Origin of the sequence: Pseudomonas sp. NPDC089530 (genome assembly GCF_050280705.1) — a bacterium.
Lineage (GTDB): Bacteria > Pseudomonadota > Gammaproteobacteria > Pseudomonadales > Pseudomonadaceae > Aquipseudomonas.
The window spans coordinates 18,431-34,804 of the sequence record NZ_JBNNVU010000042.1; the positions used below are offsets into that span (position 1 = coordinate 18,431).

Genomic DNA, 16,374 nt, shown 5'->3' on the forward strand with positions numbered 1-16,374 from the left:
GCTCAGCCCGGATGCCCATCGACCCGCGCCCGCCACAGCATAGGCCCGTAGCGCCAGACGTACAGGGCAAAAGCCAGCACCCAGCACAGCCCCGCCAGCCACAAGGCCGCCACTGGCAGCACCAGCACCAGCAGCACTCGGCTGAAGCAAGCGAGGTTGAGCAGGATAAACGCCAGGGTCATGCCGGACGGCGGCTGCAACGGCCGCCCGGTGTGGCCCAGGCTGACCCGCGCGATCATCGCCAGGATCAATCCGGCCATGGCGCCGATAGTCAGGCCATGCACCGCCAGGCTGGGGTTCAGCGGCGCACCGAAATGCCACAGCGCCATGCCCAGGCACGCCAGCGCCAGCCAGCCATAGGCCAGGTGCAGCGACCACAACAGCGGCACGCGCCACAGCCCGCGGTCGTGCCAGCGCCACAGCCGCAGCAGGTGCGCGGCCGTCAGCAGCAGGAACAACGCGCCGACCCCGGCATTGACCGAGAGCGCCAGCCCCGTGGCATAAGCCAGCGCCACCAGGGCCGAGCCCACCAGCACCAGGCGATCGAGCCACGGCCAGGGCGCCACGGCCTCGGTGCGGCCGAGGCCGCGCTGGGTGAAGAAGGGAATCACCCGCCCACCGATCAGGCCCATCATCGCCGCCACCAGCCACAGGCCGCTCAGGACCCCTTGGCGCTGCCAGCCTTCATGGCCCGGCAGCAGGCCGGCCACCGCCAGGCCGTCCGCCGCCGCCAGCAACAGCAGCACCAGGACAATCGGGTAGTTGCGGCGCTGGCGCACCTTCCACAGCGTGCGGCCCATCAACCCGGCCAGCGCCAGGGGAAAGCCCAGCTCCAGCACCGCCAGCAGCGGCCAGGGCGCATGCCCCAGCCAGGCCAGGCGCGCCGCCAGCCAGAGCACGGCCAGGGCCGCCAGCGGCTTGCCACTGAGGCCCGGCTGGCCGGTCCAGGTCTGCACCGCGGTCAACAGAAAGCCGGCGATGATCGCCAGGCCGAAACCGAACAGCAGTTCGTGGCGGTGCCAGCCCAGCCAGCCCCCCGCCGGTTGCCAGTCGCCCAGGCTGCCGTGCAGGGCCGCCAGCCACAGCGGCACCACCAGCAACGCCAGGACACAGCCGGCCAGGAAGAACGGCCGGAACGCCAGACGCAACAGCGGCACGATCGCCATCGCCGCTCGACGGTCAAGTACTTGCATGAACCACTCCTTTTTACTCGGCGGCCGACCCGGCAACGGTCGACACGCGCGCATTGAATCCCCGGCCATCATCGGCCATCGGCGCGTTGGCGCCGTTGTCGCAAATCAAGCTTGCCGAGGGTTGGGCGGAGCCATTGCCCGCCGTCGTAGTGGACAGTGCAAAGGGCGTGCCCCGGGGCCTGGCGGGCGGGTGAAACCGCCGCGAACCGGCGGGCCGGGGCTATTGGCCAGCAGGGCGCTGGAGGCGGCCTGCCACGGGCAGGTAAAAATGACTATTCGATGGTCGTTATGACCCAAAAAGCCAGGGTCTTTTTGACCAACACCCCATCGGCCCTCCCGTATACCGGGCGTCTCGCGCCTGGCCCGGCTCTTGCTGAACCCGCAGCACCCCGATCCTTCTCGAACCACCGGAGCCACCATGCACACCGCCGGAGCCACCCTGAAAACCGCCGGAGCCACCCTGAAAAAAGTCATCCCGCCACTGACCTGGTTCGCCGTCCTGGGCGCGGTCCTCGCCCTCGCCAGCCACGTTGCCCTGGGCCTCGTCTGACGGACCGACAGCCCCTCCCTGCCCCCTGCCATAAGGATGAATTTCATGGTGCTCCACCGCGTCCATCACCAGATTCTGCGCAGCCATCACCTGTTCGAACCCTTGAACGAAGAACAGCTGGACGAGCTGATGGCGAGCAGCCAGTTGCTCAGCCTCGACAAGGGCGACCCGCTGTTCCGCCAGGGCGAGCCGGCCGAGGCCTTCTATTTCGTGATCGCCGGCGCGGTGAAGATCTACCGCCTGACACCGGATGGTCAGGAGAAGGTGTTCGAGGTCATCGGCCCGCGCCAGACCTTCGCCGAGGCGATGATGCTGATGGACACCCCGGACTACGTGGCCTCGGCCGAAGCCATAGGCCCGACCCAGCTCTATCGCTTGTCCAACCACACCTACCTGCGCCTGCTGCAAGGCAACAGCCGCCTGACCTTCGCCCTGCTCGGCAAGCTCTGCGTGCGCCTGCACCAGCGGGTCAACGAGATCGAAACCCTGTCGCTGAAAAACGCCACCCACCGGGTGGTGCGTTACCTGCTGACGCAACTGATGCAGCTGCAACCGGTGGAGCACCAGTTCGAGTTGCCGATGGCCAAGCAACTGATCGCCGGCCACCTGGCGATCCAGCCGGAGACCTTCTCGCGCATCATCCGTCGCCTGATCGATGAAGGCATCATCAGCCAGGACGGCCGCCAGATCGTGATTCTCGACCGTCCACGCCTGGAGCAATTCGAGTGAACGCCAGCGCTACCTGCCTGTACTGCCAACGCCCTAACCCACCCCGGCAAGCCAGCTGCCGCCACTGCGGCATGCCGCTGCCGGCCACCGCGGCGCAAACAGAAGCCCGGCGGCTGCGGCGCTTCACCTGGTTCTGCATCGGCCTGACGGTGTTTTGCGTGGCGATGTTCTTCTGGTTGCCACGCTCCTAAAACACCGCGTTGCCCCTTTTGCGGCCGCTACGCTGCCGATCGCAGCCTCGCTGACGCTCGGCAGCGGCTACAGGACCGCGCATGACCCCAGCTTTTGTAGCCGCTGTCGAGCGCCAGCGAGGCTGCGATCGAGGACGCAGTCCTCGCAAAACCTATGCGCGAGATTTACCTGAAATAACGCGTTGTCCGTTTTACGGCCGCTGCGTCGGAATGCCGCCCAGACCGATCGCAGCCTCGCTGGCGCTCGGCAGCGGCTACAGACCGCGCATGGCTCCAGGCCGTCACCTGTAGCTGCACCTCAGGGCTGGGTCAGCTGGCGATACAGCTGCGGCAGGCGCAGGGGCAGTTGTTCGGGCTGGCGGATCAGGGTGTAGCCGTTGCTGCCGAACAGGTACGGCAGGTAGGCCGCGGCTTCGCGGTCGATGGTGATGCAGAACGGCGTCAGCCCCTGGCGCCGCGCCTCCAGCACCGCTTCGCGGGTGTCCTCGACGCCATAGCGACCCTCGTAGAGATCCAGGTCGTTGGGCTTGCCGTCGGTGAGCAACAGCAGCAGCTTGCGCTGGCGCTTGCGGCCGGCCAGCAGCCGGGTGGCCTGGCGGATCGCCGCGCCCATGCGGGTATAGAAGCCCGGCTTGAGCCCCAGGATGCGCCCGCGGGTGTGGTCGTCGTAACGCTGGTCGAAGGCCTTGAGCTGCTGCATGCGCACCTGCTGGCGGCGCAGGGAAGAAAACCCGTACAGGGCAAAATCGTCCCCCAGGCCGGCCAGGGTTTCGCCGAACAGCAGCAGGCTGTCGCGGATCACCTCGATCACCCGGTGCTCATCGTTCAAATGCGCGTCGGTGGACATCGAGACATCCGCCAGCAGCAGGCACGCCAGGTCGCGCCGGGTCTGGCGCTGCTCCAGGAACAGGCCGCGCTCGGCGCAGGCGCCATGGCTGCGTTCGACGTGAAAATCCAGCCAGGCCTGCAGATCCAGCTCCGCGCCCTGGGGCTGCTGGCGCAACCACTGGCGATCGTGGCGCAAGCGCTGGAACTGCCGGCGCAACAGCTGCGCCGGGGCCTTCAGGCGTGACGGCAAGGGCTGCGGCTGGCCATCGCGGGGCAGCAGCATCTGCAGGTTGACGAAGTCCTGCAGCAGGCGCCCCTTGCGGTAGTCCCATTCCGGCAGGCGGATGCCCTCGCCCAGGGGGATGTCGTCGACCTCCGCCGGCGGCAGGTCCAGGTGCAGCTTGAGGCCGCCGCCCTTGCGCAGCCGGGTGCGGGACAGGCTCAGCTGGTCCAGGTCGGCGGCGACCCGGGCGGCGTCCGGGTCTTCGCTGTCGTCCGCCCAGCGGTCCAGGTCCACATGCTCGGTCCAGCTGAACAGGTTCTCCAGGCGCACGATCAGCAAGCCGCCGTCGCGGCGGTGGTCGTCGATCCGGCTGGCGCGCTTGCGCCCGCCGGCCTGTTCGCCGGCGGCGGTGGCCAGGTCTTCGGAGGAATCCTCGAGGTCGCTGGCCTGCGGGCTGGCCAGGTGCAACGGCGGGTACAGCCACAGCGGCACGGGCCAGGCCGCGCGTTCGCTGCGGGGAAATTCGCGGACGCTGCCGGGCTCGCGCAGCGCCTGGCACAGGGCCCGCTCCAGGGCCGCCTCAGGGCGGTTCAAGGTGCTCGGGTCCGGGCGCAGTTGCAGATGGGCCGCCACCAGGCGCTGGTAGCGGCCGTGCAAGGCCGGATAGCGTTTTAACAGCTGCCGGGTCCAGCGCTGGTTGTCCCGGCCCCAGTGGCTCATCGGTCCGGATTGCGCCGCCAGCAGCGCCAGCCAGCGATACAGTTCTTCGTTCAGGGCGGCCTCGGGGAACACCGCGAGGCTGGCCGGCAGGCGCAGGTTGTCGGCGTCGCACCAGGCCAGGGGCGCTTGCCGGCAGGTGCCGGCGATCTGCTGCAACAGGCTGCGCCGCAGCAGCAGGTCACGCTCGCTGGCCGCCTCCACGCCACGCCCCTGGGCGCCCATGGCCCGCAACAACAGGGCCAGGGCCCGTTGCCGCGGCGCCAGTTCGACCCGCGCCTCGGGAAAATCCACGCTGGCGCGCCGGGTGATAAAGCGATGCCAGACACTGCCGGCCCACTCTTCCAGTTCCAGGGTGAAGGCCATGGAGCCTCCCATTTCAAGGGTTATAAAACGACCCGCTGCGTCAGCCAGGCTTTTTTTCCAGAGCGACACCGCGTCGTCCGGTTTGCGGTCGCTGCGCGACCGGGCGCAGCCTCGCAGGCTCGGCAGCGGCTACAGGGCCATGCGCAGCTCCGGCTTTTGTAGCCGCTGTCGAGCGCAGCGAGGCTGCGTACGAGGACGCAGTCCTCGCAAAACCTGCGCCCCGGTTCTATCTGAAACTCTGCGCCGCCCGGTTTGCGGCCGCTTCGTCGGAGTGCCGCCCAGACCGATCGCAGCCTCGCTCACGCTCAGCAGCGGCTACAGGCGCACCGCTCCGGCTTTTGTAGCCGCTGTCGAGCGACAGCGAGGCTGCGTACGAGGACGCAGTCCTCGCAAGGGTTGGCCTGCAAGACGACAGCGGCTACAGGCTGCGGCAAGTCATGAGGGCATTACCGGGGCAGGCACGCGCAAGGCAGCACGGCCGCGCTGGCGGAAGCTCAGCAGGTAGCACAGCAGTCCGGCGAAGAAGCCCAGCCCGCTGGCCAGCCGCGCCCAGAACAGCCCGTTGAGGTGCTCCACCGTGGCCATGAAGGGCATCGCCGCACCGTCTTCCGCCCAGCGTTGCAGCAGCACCTGGACCACCCCCGCGGCGGTGAGCAACAGGGTGATCATCAGCATCGACAGGGTCATCAGCCAGAAGCCCCAGACCTCGAGGGTCTGCGAACGCTCGTCCGCCGCCTCGCCGAGCCCGCGCAGGCGCGGCATGGCGTAGCTGATCAAGGTCATGACGATCATCGCGTAGGCGCCGTAGAACGCCAGGTGGCCGTGGGCCGCGGTCAGTTGCGTACCGTGGGTGTAGTAGTTGACCGGCGCCAGGGTATGCAGGAAACCCCAGACCCCGGCCCCGAGGAACGCAGTCACGGTAGTGCCCTTGGCCCACAGCGTGGCGGCGCGGTTCGGGTGTTGCCGGCGACGGTTCTTCACCATGCTGAAGGCGAAGATCACCATGGCCAGGAACGGCAGCGGCTCCAGCGCCGAGAAGATCGAACCGACCCACAGCCAGACCTCGGGCGCGCCGATCCAGAAGAAGTGGTGACCGGTGCCGATGATCCCGCTGATCAGCGCCATGGCGATGATCACGTACAGCCACTTCTCCACCACCTCGCGGTCGACGCCGGTGATCTTGATCAGCACGAAGGCCAGCATCGCGCCCATGATCAGCTCCCACACGCCTTCCACCCACAGGTGCACCACCCACCACCAGTAGAACTTGTCGCGGGCCAGGTTGGCCGGGTTGTAGAAGGAGAACAGGAAGAACACCGCGAGGCCGATCAGCCCAGTCATCATCACCATGCTGACGGTGGTCTTGCGCCCCTTGAGCAGGGTCATGCCGATGTTGTAGAGAAAGCCCAGGCACACCACCACAATGCCCATCTTGGTGATGGTCGGCTGCTCCAGGAACTCGCGGCCCATGGTCGGCAGCAGCTCGTTGTGGGTCAGCCGGGCCAGCCCCGCATAAGGCACCAGCAGATAGCCGAGGATGGTCAGCACGCCAGCGGCGGCGAACACCCAGAACAGCACCAGCGCCAGTTTCGGGCTGTGCAGTTCGCGGTCGGCCTCTTCCGGGATCAGGTAATAGGCCGCGCCCATGAAGCCGAACAGCAACCAGACGATCAGCAGGTTGGTGTGGACCATGCGCGCCACGTTGAAGGGAATGACCGGGAACAGGAAGTCGCCGATCACGTATTGCACGCCCATGATCAAACCGAACAGCACCTGGCCGAGGAACAGCATCAGGGCGAACACGAAGTAGGGTTTGGCCACGGCCTGCGAGGCAAATTTCAAATGGGGATTGGCAAGACGCATCACTCAGCCCTCCTTGTTTGGCGGCCAGCCGTTGGTATCGATATTCGAGCTCCACTTGAGGAATTCGGCGATGTCGTCGACCTCCTGCTCGCTCAGGTTGAACTGCGGCATCGCCCGGCGCCCGGGTACGCCCAAGGGCTGCATCTTCATCCAGGCGTGCAGGAACGGCTTGAAGCCCTCCTCGCCGCCGCGGCGCTGGAACACGTTGCCCAGCTCCGGCGCGAAGTAGGCGCCCTCGCCCAGCAGCGTGTGGCAGCCGATGCAGTTGTTCTGCTCCCAGACCGTCTTGCCGCGCACCACCGCCGCGCTCAACTGCGCGTCGTTGCTGCGTACGGGAAAGGTCTGCTCCGTGTGATAGGTCAAGGCCAGGAAGATCAGGAAGAAGAACACGCTTCCCCCGAAGTAGATGTTCCTGGCCATGCCTTTGGTGAAGGTTTCCGACATGCTCGCTTCCTCTTTGCTTGGCCAGGCCATTCTAGGAAGCGCGGGTCGCAAACCCGCTTGATGGCAATCAAGAAACGCCGATGGTTTTACTCGGGTATTGCCCCTACAGGATCAGCGAAAGGCCCAGCAGCATGGCCAGCGCCAACGGCCAGCCGAGCAGCAGAGCACGCCACAGCAGAGGCCCGTGGCGCAGCTCCATGAAGCCGTCGGCGATCAGCCAGGCCTTGGCCACCGCCAGCAGCAGGATCAGCAGCGCCAGCGGCTCGCGGGCCGCGCCGCGTTCCAGCCAGCCGCCCAGCCACACCGTGCCCAGGCTGAGCCCGACCAGGGCCACCCAACAGATCAACGACACGCGGCCAGCGGACATGGGCACCTCGTCACTCCAGGACGTAGACCAGCGGAAACAGCAGCACCCAGACCAGGTCCACCATGTGCCAATAGAGCACCCCGGACTCCAGGCCCGAACGATGCTCGGCGCCATACCGCCCACGCCGGCAACCCAGGGCCAGCCAGGCAAGGATCAGCATGCCGAGCAGCACATGCAGGAAATGAAACCCGGTGAGGATCCAGTACAGGGTGAAGAAGGTGTTGTGTTCCAGACCCAGCCCCAGGCCCAGCAGGTGCCGGTACTCGCCGAGCTTGAGCGCCAGGTAGACCGTGGCCACCAGCAAGGCCGCCAGCAGCAGCGCCGCGCCCTGGCGCGGCCGGGCCCGGCGGACCCGCTCCTGGGCCAGCGCCGCCAGCAGCCCGGCGCTGAGCAGGCTCAGGGTCATGGCCAGGCCGGTGGAGGTATCGAGCCGTTGGCGGCTGGCGGCGAACAGGTGCGGCTTGAGCTGCTGGGTCACCGCGAACGCGAGGATCAACAGGGCGAACACCGACAGCTCGGCGAGGATGAAAAACCACATCGCCAGGTCCCCCGGCAAGCGGCCTTGCGCGGGGCTGCCGGTTGCAACAGCAGGTTCGATGGGGGTGTCAGCCGAAGTGCACATCGACCACGTCCATCAGCGCCGCCACCGTCACCGGGTCGTCGCTCAGGGGCTCGGCCAGGCACGCCCGGCAGGCTTCGCGCGGGGCCATGCCGGCGCCGATCAGGCGCGCGGTGAAAATCAGCAGGCGGGTCGAGGCCACCTCCTCCAGGTCATGCTGCTCCAGGCGGCGCAAGGCCTGCCCCAGCGCCACCACCTGGCGCGCCAGGGCGGCCTCGACCTGGGCCTCCTGCTGTACGATGCGCTCCTCCTCGGCCGGCGCCGGGTAGTCGAAGCGCAGCGCCACGAAACGCTGGCGGGTGCTGGGCTTCATGCCCTTGAGCAGGTTCTGGTAACCGGGGTTGTAGGACGCCACCAGCATGAAGGACGGCGGCGCCCGCAGCACTTCCCCGGTGCGTTCCAGGAACAGCTCGCGGCGGTCGTCGGCCAGGGGGTGCAGGACGACCACCGTGTCCTGGCGCGCCTCGACCACTTCGTCGAGGTAGCAGATGCCGCCTTCGCGCACCGCCCGGGTCAGCGGGCCGTCCTGCCACCAGGTGCCCTGGGCGCCGATCAGGTGGCGGCCGATCAGGTCGGCGGCGCTCAGGTCGTCGTGGCAGGCCACGGTGTGCAGCGGCAGGTTCAGGCAGTGCGCCATGTGCTGTACGAAACGGGTCTTGCCGCAGCCCGTGGGGCCCTTGATCAGCACCGGCAGGCCGTGGCGCCAGGCCTGTTCGAACAGCGCCTGTTCATTGTTCAGCGGTTGGTAGAAGGGTTCGCGAGCGTGTCCAAGGTCCATGGGCTACCTGATTCGACGGCGGGGTTCGGGAACCACGCTAAGGCGCCGCGCCAGGCCCTGACAAGCGCGCCGGGCGGCGAACTTGATCGCCGTCAAGCGCGCAGCCAAACGCCGGATCAGAGGCCGGCGTCAGGCTCGATGCAGGGCTGGCCGCACGCCTGCCCCGGGCTGTTCAGGTCCTCCTGGAACAGCTGGCAGATGCTGTCCACCTCCAGGCGGCCGGCGGGCAGGATGCTGATGAAACGGTCCGACAGCTCCACCTGCCCGTTCCAACTCAGCTGCTGCAGACGCCGCCAGGCCGAGGCGAAGTACTGGCGGAAGATCAGCCCGAAGCGGCTCTCGATGGCCAGGATATCCAGCTCCAGGTCGCACGCCAGGCGCTCCATGACCAGTTGCCGCACCTGGTCGGCGGCCTCGCAGCGCCAGCCGCGACAGGTGGCCAGCTGGCCCAGGTCCAGCTGCTGCAGGTAGTCGCCCAGTACCTCGGTGTTCTGGGTATACAGCTCGTCGAACTGGCTGATGGCCCCCAGCCCGAGCCCGACATGGTCACAGTAGCCATGGCAGGTGAAGCCCTGGCAGTTGCGGCGTAGCCGGCCGCGCTCCTGGGCCATCATCAGGTCGTCGTCGGGGCGCACGAACTGGCCCAGGCCGATGTACTGGTACCCCGCCGCCAGCAGGCGCTCGAAGCAGATGCGCCGCATCGCCTCCTTGGCTTCCCCGGTGCAGGCTTGGCCCGCCGCCCCCTGGCGCCGGTAGCGCGCCGGCGGCTGGGCATAGTCGAACACCTGCAGGCGGTCCGGCTCCAGCTCGATCAGGGTGCCCAGCTTCAGGGCGAAGCTTTCCGGGGTCTGCCAGGCGTGGCCATAGCCCAGGTCGACGTTCACCGAGCGATAGCCGAAGGTTCGCGCGGCGTCGATCAGCGAATGGATGGGCGCCGGGTTCTGGTAGCACGCCACCGACAGCGCGCTGTCGGCGCCGATATCCGGCACCCCGATGCTGACCTGATTGAAGCCCTGCTCGCGCAGCAGGCCCATGGTCGCCCAGTCGGTGTGGTGCAGGTCGACGTCGATGCTGTAGTCGCCGCAATCGTGTTCGAGGAAGTGGAAGCGCTGGCGCAGCTGGCGCATCAACCGTTGCAGCTGTTCCGCCCCCGGGGTCGCGCCGCCCAGGTGGAACTGCTCGACGCGCTGCTCCGGCCCCAGGTGGCAGCCGATCAGCTCGATCTCCCGCTCCAGGCGCCGCAGGTAGGCTGCGGCATCGCGCTCGTCCGCCGGGCCGGCCGCGGTACGGGCCGGGAACTGCACGTTCAGGGACAGCAGGCGGCGCTTCTGCCGGCTACTGCGCAACGCCCGCAGCAGGTCCAGGGAACCGATGCCGCCGTGAAAACGCCGGGTGTCGGCGTGGCAGTTGGGGTCGAGCACGCCTTGATCGCGTCGAACGACCGGCTCGCTGCGGTGTTGGAGTAGATCGGGCATGACAGGGCTCCGGGGCTGGCAGTGGTGCCCCAGTGTCCGGCGTTAGCGCCCGGGGCTCCTTGACCTGCATCAAACCGGGGCTCGGCGGCTCACCAACTCAGGTAGAACATGCCCTTGGCCAGCAGCACGATCAGCACCATGTGGCCGAACAGGCTGGCGTGGATGAAGTGCGAATAGCGGGCATTCATGCGCCCGGTCCTGAACAGCACCATCGCCACCAGGAAATGCCCGAGCACGCTGGCGGCGAGCAGGATCTTCGCCAGCAGCAAGGTGCCGAAGGACGAGGCCAGCGGCGCGGCCAGCAGCGGCAGATAGCGCAACCAGACCATGCCCAGCCCGGCGCCGAACAGCACCAGCAGCACCCAGGGCATCAGCTGCCGGGCACGGCGGGCGATGCCCTGTTCGAGCAGTACCATGAGCTTGGCCGGCAGTTGCGGGCGGATGTGTTCCAGGAACAGCACCTCGAAGAACACCGTGCCGATGAACACCAGCGCGGCGAACAGATGCAGCGTGAGCAGCAGCGGATAGAGCATGGGTAAAGAGGCCTTATCGTTACGGCACAAGACAGGACGAAACCGGGCCGGATGAGGAGAAAGACCCCGTGCTCACAGTCCGTTGGCTGGCTTCGAGACTAGCGCGCCCGCCTGCTGGCGCGCTTGATGTCGATCAAGAAACCCACAGGCCCCAACGCCGATGATTCGCCGCCTCAGTCGCGTCCACGCGCCAGCTGCAGATAGCGTTCGCCTTCCGATTGCAGCTGCGCATCGCTCGCCGCCAACTGAGCCTGCGCTTCGGCCAAATTTTTCCGGCAGCCATCCCAGCGGCAATCCGGCACCTGTTTGATCAGGAGGCTGGGCGACACATTCGCAGCGCTCGCCTCCAGCCGTTCTCCGTTGCCCCAGTCCGCCCGCCATTCGGTGCCAGGCAGGTGCTCGGCACCGTTGCCGTAATGCAATTGCCCGCGGTAGCGCATCAGCTTGCCAGAGAAGAACAGCCAGGTTTCTGTCTTGACCGGTACGCGCCCCTCGATCGCCCGCTCGGCGCCCGCTTCCGCCGTCAACTCCACCTGCGCGAGGGGACCGCTTTGCATCAGCACCAACAGCACACCCTTGGGCGCGTTGTAGTGCTTCAAGCCGTACCAGCGAGGGCTGCTGTCCGACATGACGACGGTGCTGATGCGTTGTTTGGCTCTGGATGAAGTCAGCCGCAGGGGAAACTGATTGAGCTTGACGTCGGCCGGCACCCGCCCGGTTCTGGCCCACTCCGGCGCTGCCTCAAGCCGTTGCGACAGGTACTGGCTCAAGTGCCCTGGCCACTCCATCTGTCGCACGCTGCCGTCCGGCGCCCTCAGGTTGGCGCGCAGGGTCGTCACGGCCATGGGATCGCCGGGATGGCTATCGCCCTCTGGCGTTCTGACGCCCAGATCCACCATCTGATAACCGGGCGCATCCTGCGTCGAGAAGACCAGTGCAATACTCAGGGGCTGCTTGCGTTGCCGGGAAAAAAACCGCCGTCCCTCCCACGATAAATCGCGGGACCAGTTGGCGAACAAGGGCGTGCGCCACAGCGCATCCGCCGGTGCCCGCAATTCGGCATGGCTGAGGCTGTAATGCGCAGCGGGTGTTTCGGGCAGCTCGAAGCGCAGTTTCAGCGGCTGCCCCGCGCTGCCCTGCGAAACCTGTGCGCGAGCCGTCACCGTGCGCATCACCAGCGAGCTATCCATCTCGAAACGAGGAGCCAGGACGCAGGCGGTACCGACCATGCAGGTGAACAGCTGCAAGCTGGGTCGCGTCTTCTGCGTCTCGCCCTCGATACCGACAGAGGGCAGGTAATAGGCAACGACCTCGGCACCCGTCCATACTTGCGGCCACAATCGGGCCTGCGTCGACTCATCGAGGTAGGCAACGGAGGTGTCGGCCAGTTCGACCTCCAACGACAGCGACGCCGCCTGCAATGGCGCAACGGCCGAGGCAACGAGCCATATGGCGGTCGCGATAGCCCGCGACAGGCTCATCCTGGCAGTGGAACTTGCGAAAGACCGGACCATTTGAATTAGCACTCTCCTCCATGGAAATGAAACACCCCATCGATACCCCGACGCCCAGGAAGCAGCAATGACCACCATCATGGACCCCACCTTGCACGGAACAGGCCGGATCACCGGCGCGTTCTTCAACCCGGCAGGCGATATCGCCGCCGTGGTCTCGGAGTTTCCCCTGCTGGTCAATCCGCCTGCGCGTGCAACCTATGGCGGCGCCGCGCTGCGCTATCGGGTAGGCCTGTATCGGCGCGGCGATGCGGTGCCGTTCGCCATCTTCGATGAACTGCGCCTGCCGATCAACGACCTGGGGTTCCACCCCACCCTGCCCCGTCTGGTCATCGGCGCCGGCCGCTACGACGGCGGCTATCTGTTCGAAGGCGAGCTGGTGGTCTGGGACTGGCAGACCGGCCACAGCCGGCACCCCTATGCCGACATTCCCGAGGTGGTGCGCTGCCGCTACGACGCCAGCGGCGAACGGATCGAAGCCTGGGTACGGCCCTGGAACGAAGAATGGGACGGGCTGGAAGACAGCGACTGGTCGACCCTTATGGACACCGTGTTTGCGCTGCGGGCCGACGACAGCGACGCGGCCTGGGCGGACCAGGCGCCCGTGGTCCTGGAGCTGGACCCGGCCGCGAGCGTCAGTGCAGCGCAGCTTCCCGCAGAGCCTGCCGCGGACGACGTGCGCCCGCCGAGGGTGCGCCTCGCGCAATGGCTGGGCGTGCCCGAGCTTGAGTGCCGGAGCGCGATCCGCGATATCGCCTGGCTTGGCCCGGAGCGGATCGGCGTCACCCATGACGATTGCCTGCTGGATATCTACAGCAGCGATGGCCGCCAGGTGATGCACTACCCCGGCGCCGGTTATGGCGCCGAGATCCTGCGCGGCACCGGCGTCCATGTGCATGGGGTGCAGGTACTGGACGGGCCCGAAGCGTACTCGCGCGACTCCTGTTTGTACCGGCTGACGGACCAGGGCCTGGTCCTGGTGCGGGCCTACGACGATGAATACACCTTTTCCGCCTCCCGCGATGGCTGCCTGCTGGGGCGCCGCAACCGCCTGCGCCATCACGAGTCGAAGGCCGGCGACCTGCTGTTGGGGCCCGACGGCGACAGCCTCCAGCCCATCGACCTGGGCCACTACGACTGCTTCAACCACTACATAGGCATCACGGGCGCCCCGCACCTGTTCGCACTCCAGGGCACGCCGGCCAGCTCCCACGAACACAAGTACCTGTGCATCGTCCAGCCCGACGGCGAGGTGCGCAGGCTGTGGCCGCTGCTCAAGCCGGACCGCACCCCGGCCAGCCATGCCATGGAATGCCGCGGCGGCTATGTGGAGGACGGCCTGGGCGCAGGCGTGGCGATCGCCGGCCGGCACTACAGCCCTTCGGTCAGCGAGCCGTACCAGGGCTTCATCTATCGCCGGCAGCTGCAACGCGGCCAGGAACTGTGGCGCCACCCTACGCCGGCCTCGCCCAGCTCGATCGTCCACCTGCCCGAACCGGGCCTGGTGGCGGCGGCCTTCCTCGACGGCAGCCTGATGCTGATCGATGCCCAAAGCGGCCAACTGCGACTGAATGCCAAGGCCCGTATCGATGGCTGGCCGACGATGATCTACGCCATGGACGCCTACGGCGGGCAACTGGCGCTGGGAACGGCGGATGGGCGGGTCGTCGTGCAGCAGGTTGACGAGCTGTTGTGCGCTGGCGATGCCCGGCAATGGGTGGAAATCGGCTGAGGTTTCCGGTCCCGTCCGGCGGGATGGCGGTGACTCGCCAGCGCTGCAATCTGTCCCAGCATCGACAGCAGCGAATCGATGCCCGAGACAGCGCCCGGCACTAGCGCTTCCACGGGCATCGCTCGCCAGCGCCAACAACAATTCCAACCTGGCCTGAAAGCATGCACCCGCAACGACAACACCTGCACAACGAGCTCCACGCGCGCCCGTCCCTGTATTTCGACGAGCCGGCCCATGTGTTCCACCTGGCCTTCCTCGGCGGCGACCCGCAGTGCAATGCGCTGCTGCAACGCTGCTGCCCCGAGCCGTTCGACCCACAGGCCGCCCAGGGCATCACCCGGCTGGACGGCCACCCGCTGAAGTGGGAGCGCCACGCCGAGTTCCTCACCCTGACCCTGGTGGTCGCCGCCCCCGACGGCGAACCGTCCTGGACCTCGCTGCCCGCGGTACTGGCAGAGAAGATCGAACCGCACCGCGCGCAGTTGATCAACTCGGTGCAGATCGTGGTGCGCGGCGAAGCCGGCCTGGACCTTGCCGGCTATGGCTTCAAGGACCCTTGCGGGTCCTCCGTGGGCGGCGGCGATGCAGCGGTCTGGAGCGATTTTCGGCTCGCCGAAGACGGCAGCAATCGCCTGCTGTTCATCAACCGCCGCCTCAACGCCTACCGCCAGGGGCGGATGATCCGCCGCCTGCTGGAAATCGAGACCTACCGGATGATGGCCTCGCTGTCCCTGACCACGGCCAAGACCCTGAGCGCGCAACTGGATGCCTTCGACAGGACCCTGGTCAGCCTGTCCGAACGCAATGCCGAGGCCAACAGCGGCGAAGCCAGGGCCCTGCTGGCGGCTATCTCCAGCCTCTCGGCCCAGGTGGTCAGCAGCACCGCGAAAACCCGCCATCGCTTCAGCGCCATCCAGGCCTACGCGCAACTGGTGTTCGAGCGCCTGGGCGAACTGCGGGAAAGCCATCTCGGCGATTGCCAGCGCCTGGGGGTCTTCATCGAACGGCGCTTCAAGCCCACCGTGCGCTACTGCGCCGCCACCGAGCAGCGCCTGGAGCACCTGGCCAAGAGCGTGGCCAACCTGGGCGACCTGCTGCAGGCCCGGGTGCAGGTGGAGATGGAGGAGCAGAACTCGGAAATCCTCAAGAGCCTGAACGCCCGCGCCGACACCCAGATCAAGATCCAGCGGGCGGTGGAAGGCCTGTCGATCATCGCCATCAGCTACTACCTGCTGAGCCTGCTGAAGCTGGTGTACTCCGGCGTGCATCTGCTGGGGGTCGACATCGAGCCGCGGCAGGCGCTGCTGGGCATGGCGCCCCTGGCGGTCGCCATCCTGGCGCTGATCCTGGTCAGGATCAGGAAGGCCAAGGCGCACTGAGCGGCCTGCTTCGACCAGCCAAAATGAGCAGACCGGGGCATGGATCAAGACGACGGCAAGACTGACCGTTCAATGAACCGTGCCCGCCTCCGCCGCCCGGTAGCCTATTCTTGCTAGACAAGGCGCCGCGGTCGCAGCGCCCCTCCCCGGCAGCCAGCGGATCAACACCATGCCTATCTTCGCCGGCATCCTCGCCCTGGCCATCGCGCTGTTCGCCGGCGCGGCCGCGGCCGAACCGCAGAACTGGCAGCTGGCCAAGGACCAGGACGGCATCCAGATCTACCTCACCCAGGTGCCCGGCTCCGGCTACCGGGGCTTTCGCGGCGTGACCAAGATCCGCGCCGACATCCCCACCCTCAGCGCCCTGCAGGAAAACCTGCGGGTCGCCTGCGCCTGGCTATACGGGTGCAAGCAGATGCGCCTGCTGAAAAACGACGGCGACGACACCTGGGTCTACCTGACCACCGACCTGCCGTGGCCCGCCATTACCCGGGACATGGTGCTGTGGGTGCACACCGAGCAGCGGGAGGACGGCAGCCTGGTGCGGCAGTTGGAAGCGGTACGCGAAGGCTGGGTGCCGCGCACGCCGGGGCTGATCCGGGTCAGCCGGTTGCAGGGGGTGTGGAAGATGGTGCCCAGGGGCGAGGCACTGACCGAGGTGACTTATGAATTGCAGGCCGATCCGGCGGGGGATATTCCGGCGTGGCTGGCCAATCGGTTTGTGGTGGATGCGCCGTGGGAAACGCTCAGGACCTTGCGGGTGGTGGCGGAGCGGCAGGGGCCGCGGGCTGCGGTGGGGAGGTCGACGCGGTGAGTCAATCAGCCGGCGGCGCCCGGGCAGACCTGTCCACGATCCGCCTGTTGGCCCCCGGC

The 16,374-nt window shown here is 67.3% G+C and carries 16 protein-coding genes; 6 read left to right on the plus strand and 10 right to left on the minus strand.

Annotated features, from left to right (window positions below; all coding sequences use genetic code 11):
- Window positions 1–2: 2 nt before the first annotated feature.
- Window positions 3–1,193 carry an NnrS family protein gene (locus tag ACQKQA_RS17140; protein ID WP_427559844.1) on the minus strand — a complete coding sequence of 397 codons (1,191 nt, stop codon included), beginning with the start codon at window positions 1,191–1,193 and terminating at the stop codon, window positions 3–5.
- A 418-nt stretch (window positions 1,194–1,611) separates the two neighbouring features.
- Between ACQKQA_RS17140 and ACQKQA_RS17145 the strand changes: the two genes are divergently transcribed.
- From ACQKQA_RS17145 to ACQKQA_RS17155, 3 genes are read left to right on the plus strand one after another with little or no spacing between them, the layout of a single operon-like run.
- Window positions 1,612–1,743 carry a hypothetical protein gene (locus ACQKQA_RS17145; protein ID WP_427559847.1) on the plus strand — a complete coding sequence of 44 codons (132 nt, stop codon included), beginning with the start codon at window positions 1,612–1,614 and terminating at the stop codon, window positions 1,741–1,743.
- Window positions 1,744–1,788: 45 nt separating this feature from the next.
- Complete coding sequence (locus tag ACQKQA_RS17150; protein WP_427559849.1) at window positions 1,789–2,472, plus strand: Crp/Fnr family transcriptional regulator; 684 nt, start codon at window positions 1,789–1,791, stop codon at window positions 2,470–2,472.
- Window positions 2,469–2,663 (plus strand): protein DnrP, encoded by a 195-nt coding sequence (locus ACQKQA_RS17155; RefSeq protein ID WP_427559852.1) that lies wholly within the window; start codon window positions 2,469–2,471, stop codon window positions 2,661–2,663. The genes ACQKQA_RS17150 and ACQKQA_RS17155 overlap by 4 nt, the downstream gene beginning before the upstream one ends.
- 298 nt (window positions 2,664–2,961) lie before the next feature.
- Here the strand turns inward: ACQKQA_RS17155 and ACQKQA_RS17160 are convergent, their stop codons facing one another.
- The 9 genes from ACQKQA_RS17160 to ACQKQA_RS17200 form a co-directional block, all read right to left on the minus strand.
- Entirely contained in the window at window positions 2,962–4,797 is a 1,836-nt protein-coding gene (locus tag ACQKQA_RS17160; protein ID WP_427559855.1) for a nitric oxide reductase activation protein NorD, read from the minus strand.
- A 435-nt stretch (window positions 4,798–5,232) separates the two neighbouring features.
- Entirely contained in the window at window positions 5,233–6,660 is a 1,428-nt protein-coding gene (locus ACQKQA_RS17165) for a cbb3-type cytochrome c oxidase subunit I (RefSeq protein WP_427559858.1), read from the minus strand.
- 3 nt (window positions 6,661–6,663) lie between these two features.
- On the minus strand, window positions 6,664–7,104 hold the full coding sequence (locus tag ACQKQA_RS17170; protein WP_427559863.1) for a c-type cytochrome: 441 nt from the start codon (window positions 7,102–7,104) through the stop codon (window positions 6,664–6,666).
- A gap of 103 nt (window positions 7,105–7,207) precedes the next feature.
- Complete coding sequence (locus ACQKQA_RS17175) at window positions 7,208–7,471, minus strand: cytochrome C oxidase subunit IV family protein (RefSeq protein WP_427559866.1); 264 nt, start codon at window positions 7,469–7,471, stop codon at window positions 7,208–7,210.
- Between the two features lie 10 nt (window positions 7,472–7,481).
- Window positions 7,482–8,093 carry a cytochrome c oxidase subunit 3 gene (locus ACQKQA_RS17180; protein ID WP_427559869.1) on the minus strand — a complete coding sequence of 204 codons (612 nt, stop codon included), beginning with the start codon at window positions 8,091–8,093 and terminating at the stop codon, window positions 7,482–7,484.
- Window positions 8,077–8,868, minus strand: coding sequence for a CbbQ/NirQ/NorQ/GpvN family protein (locus ACQKQA_RS17185; protein WP_427559871.1), 792 nt, complete (start codon window positions 8,866–8,868; stop codon window positions 8,077–8,079). The genes ACQKQA_RS17180 and ACQKQA_RS17185 overlap by 17 nt, the downstream gene beginning before the upstream one ends.
- A 116-nt stretch (window positions 8,869–8,984) precedes the next feature.
- Window positions 8,985–10,343 (minus strand): coproporphyrinogen III oxidase, encoded by a 1,359-nt coding sequence (locus ACQKQA_RS17190; RefSeq protein ID WP_427559874.1) that lies wholly within the window; start codon window positions 10,341–10,343, stop codon window positions 8,985–8,987.
- Between the two features lie 89 nt (window positions 10,344–10,432).
- Window positions 10,433–10,876: a hypothetical protein gene (locus ACQKQA_RS17195; protein WP_427559876.1), complete on the minus strand. Its 444-nt coding sequence runs from the start codon at window positions 10,874–10,876 to the stop codon at window positions 10,433–10,435.
- A gap of 173 nt (window positions 10,877–11,049) precedes the next feature.
- Window positions 11,050–12,357, minus strand: a complete 1,308-nt coding sequence (locus ACQKQA_RS17200) for a hypothetical protein (protein WP_427559879.1) — start codon at window positions 12,355–12,357, stop codon at window positions 11,050–11,052.
- A 100-nt stretch (window positions 12,358–12,457) separates the two neighbouring features.
- Here ACQKQA_RS17200 and ACQKQA_RS17205 point away from each other — a divergent pair, with 100 nt between their 5' ends.
- The 3 genes from ACQKQA_RS17205 to ACQKQA_RS17215 all read left to right on the plus strand — a co-directional run bounded on the left by ACQKQA_RS17205 (window position 12,458) and on the right by ACQKQA_RS17215 (window position 16,315).
- A complete protein-coding gene (locus tag ACQKQA_RS17205; RefSeq protein WP_427559881.1) occupies window positions 12,458–14,122 on the plus strand; it encodes a hypothetical protein in 1,665 nt (554 codons plus the stop codon).
- Between the two features lie 161 nt (window positions 14,123–14,283).
- A complete protein-coding gene (locus ACQKQA_RS17210; protein WP_427559884.1) occupies window positions 14,284–15,501 on the plus strand; it encodes a DUF3422 domain-containing protein in 1,218 nt (405 codons plus the stop codon).
- A gap of 169 nt (window positions 15,502–15,670) precedes the next feature.
- Window positions 15,671–16,315: an START domain-containing protein gene (locus ACQKQA_RS17215; protein ID WP_427559886.1), complete on the plus strand. Its 645-nt coding sequence runs from the start codon at window positions 15,671–15,673 to the stop codon at window positions 16,313–16,315.
- The last annotated feature ends 59 nt before the right edge of the window (window positions 16,316–16,374 follow it).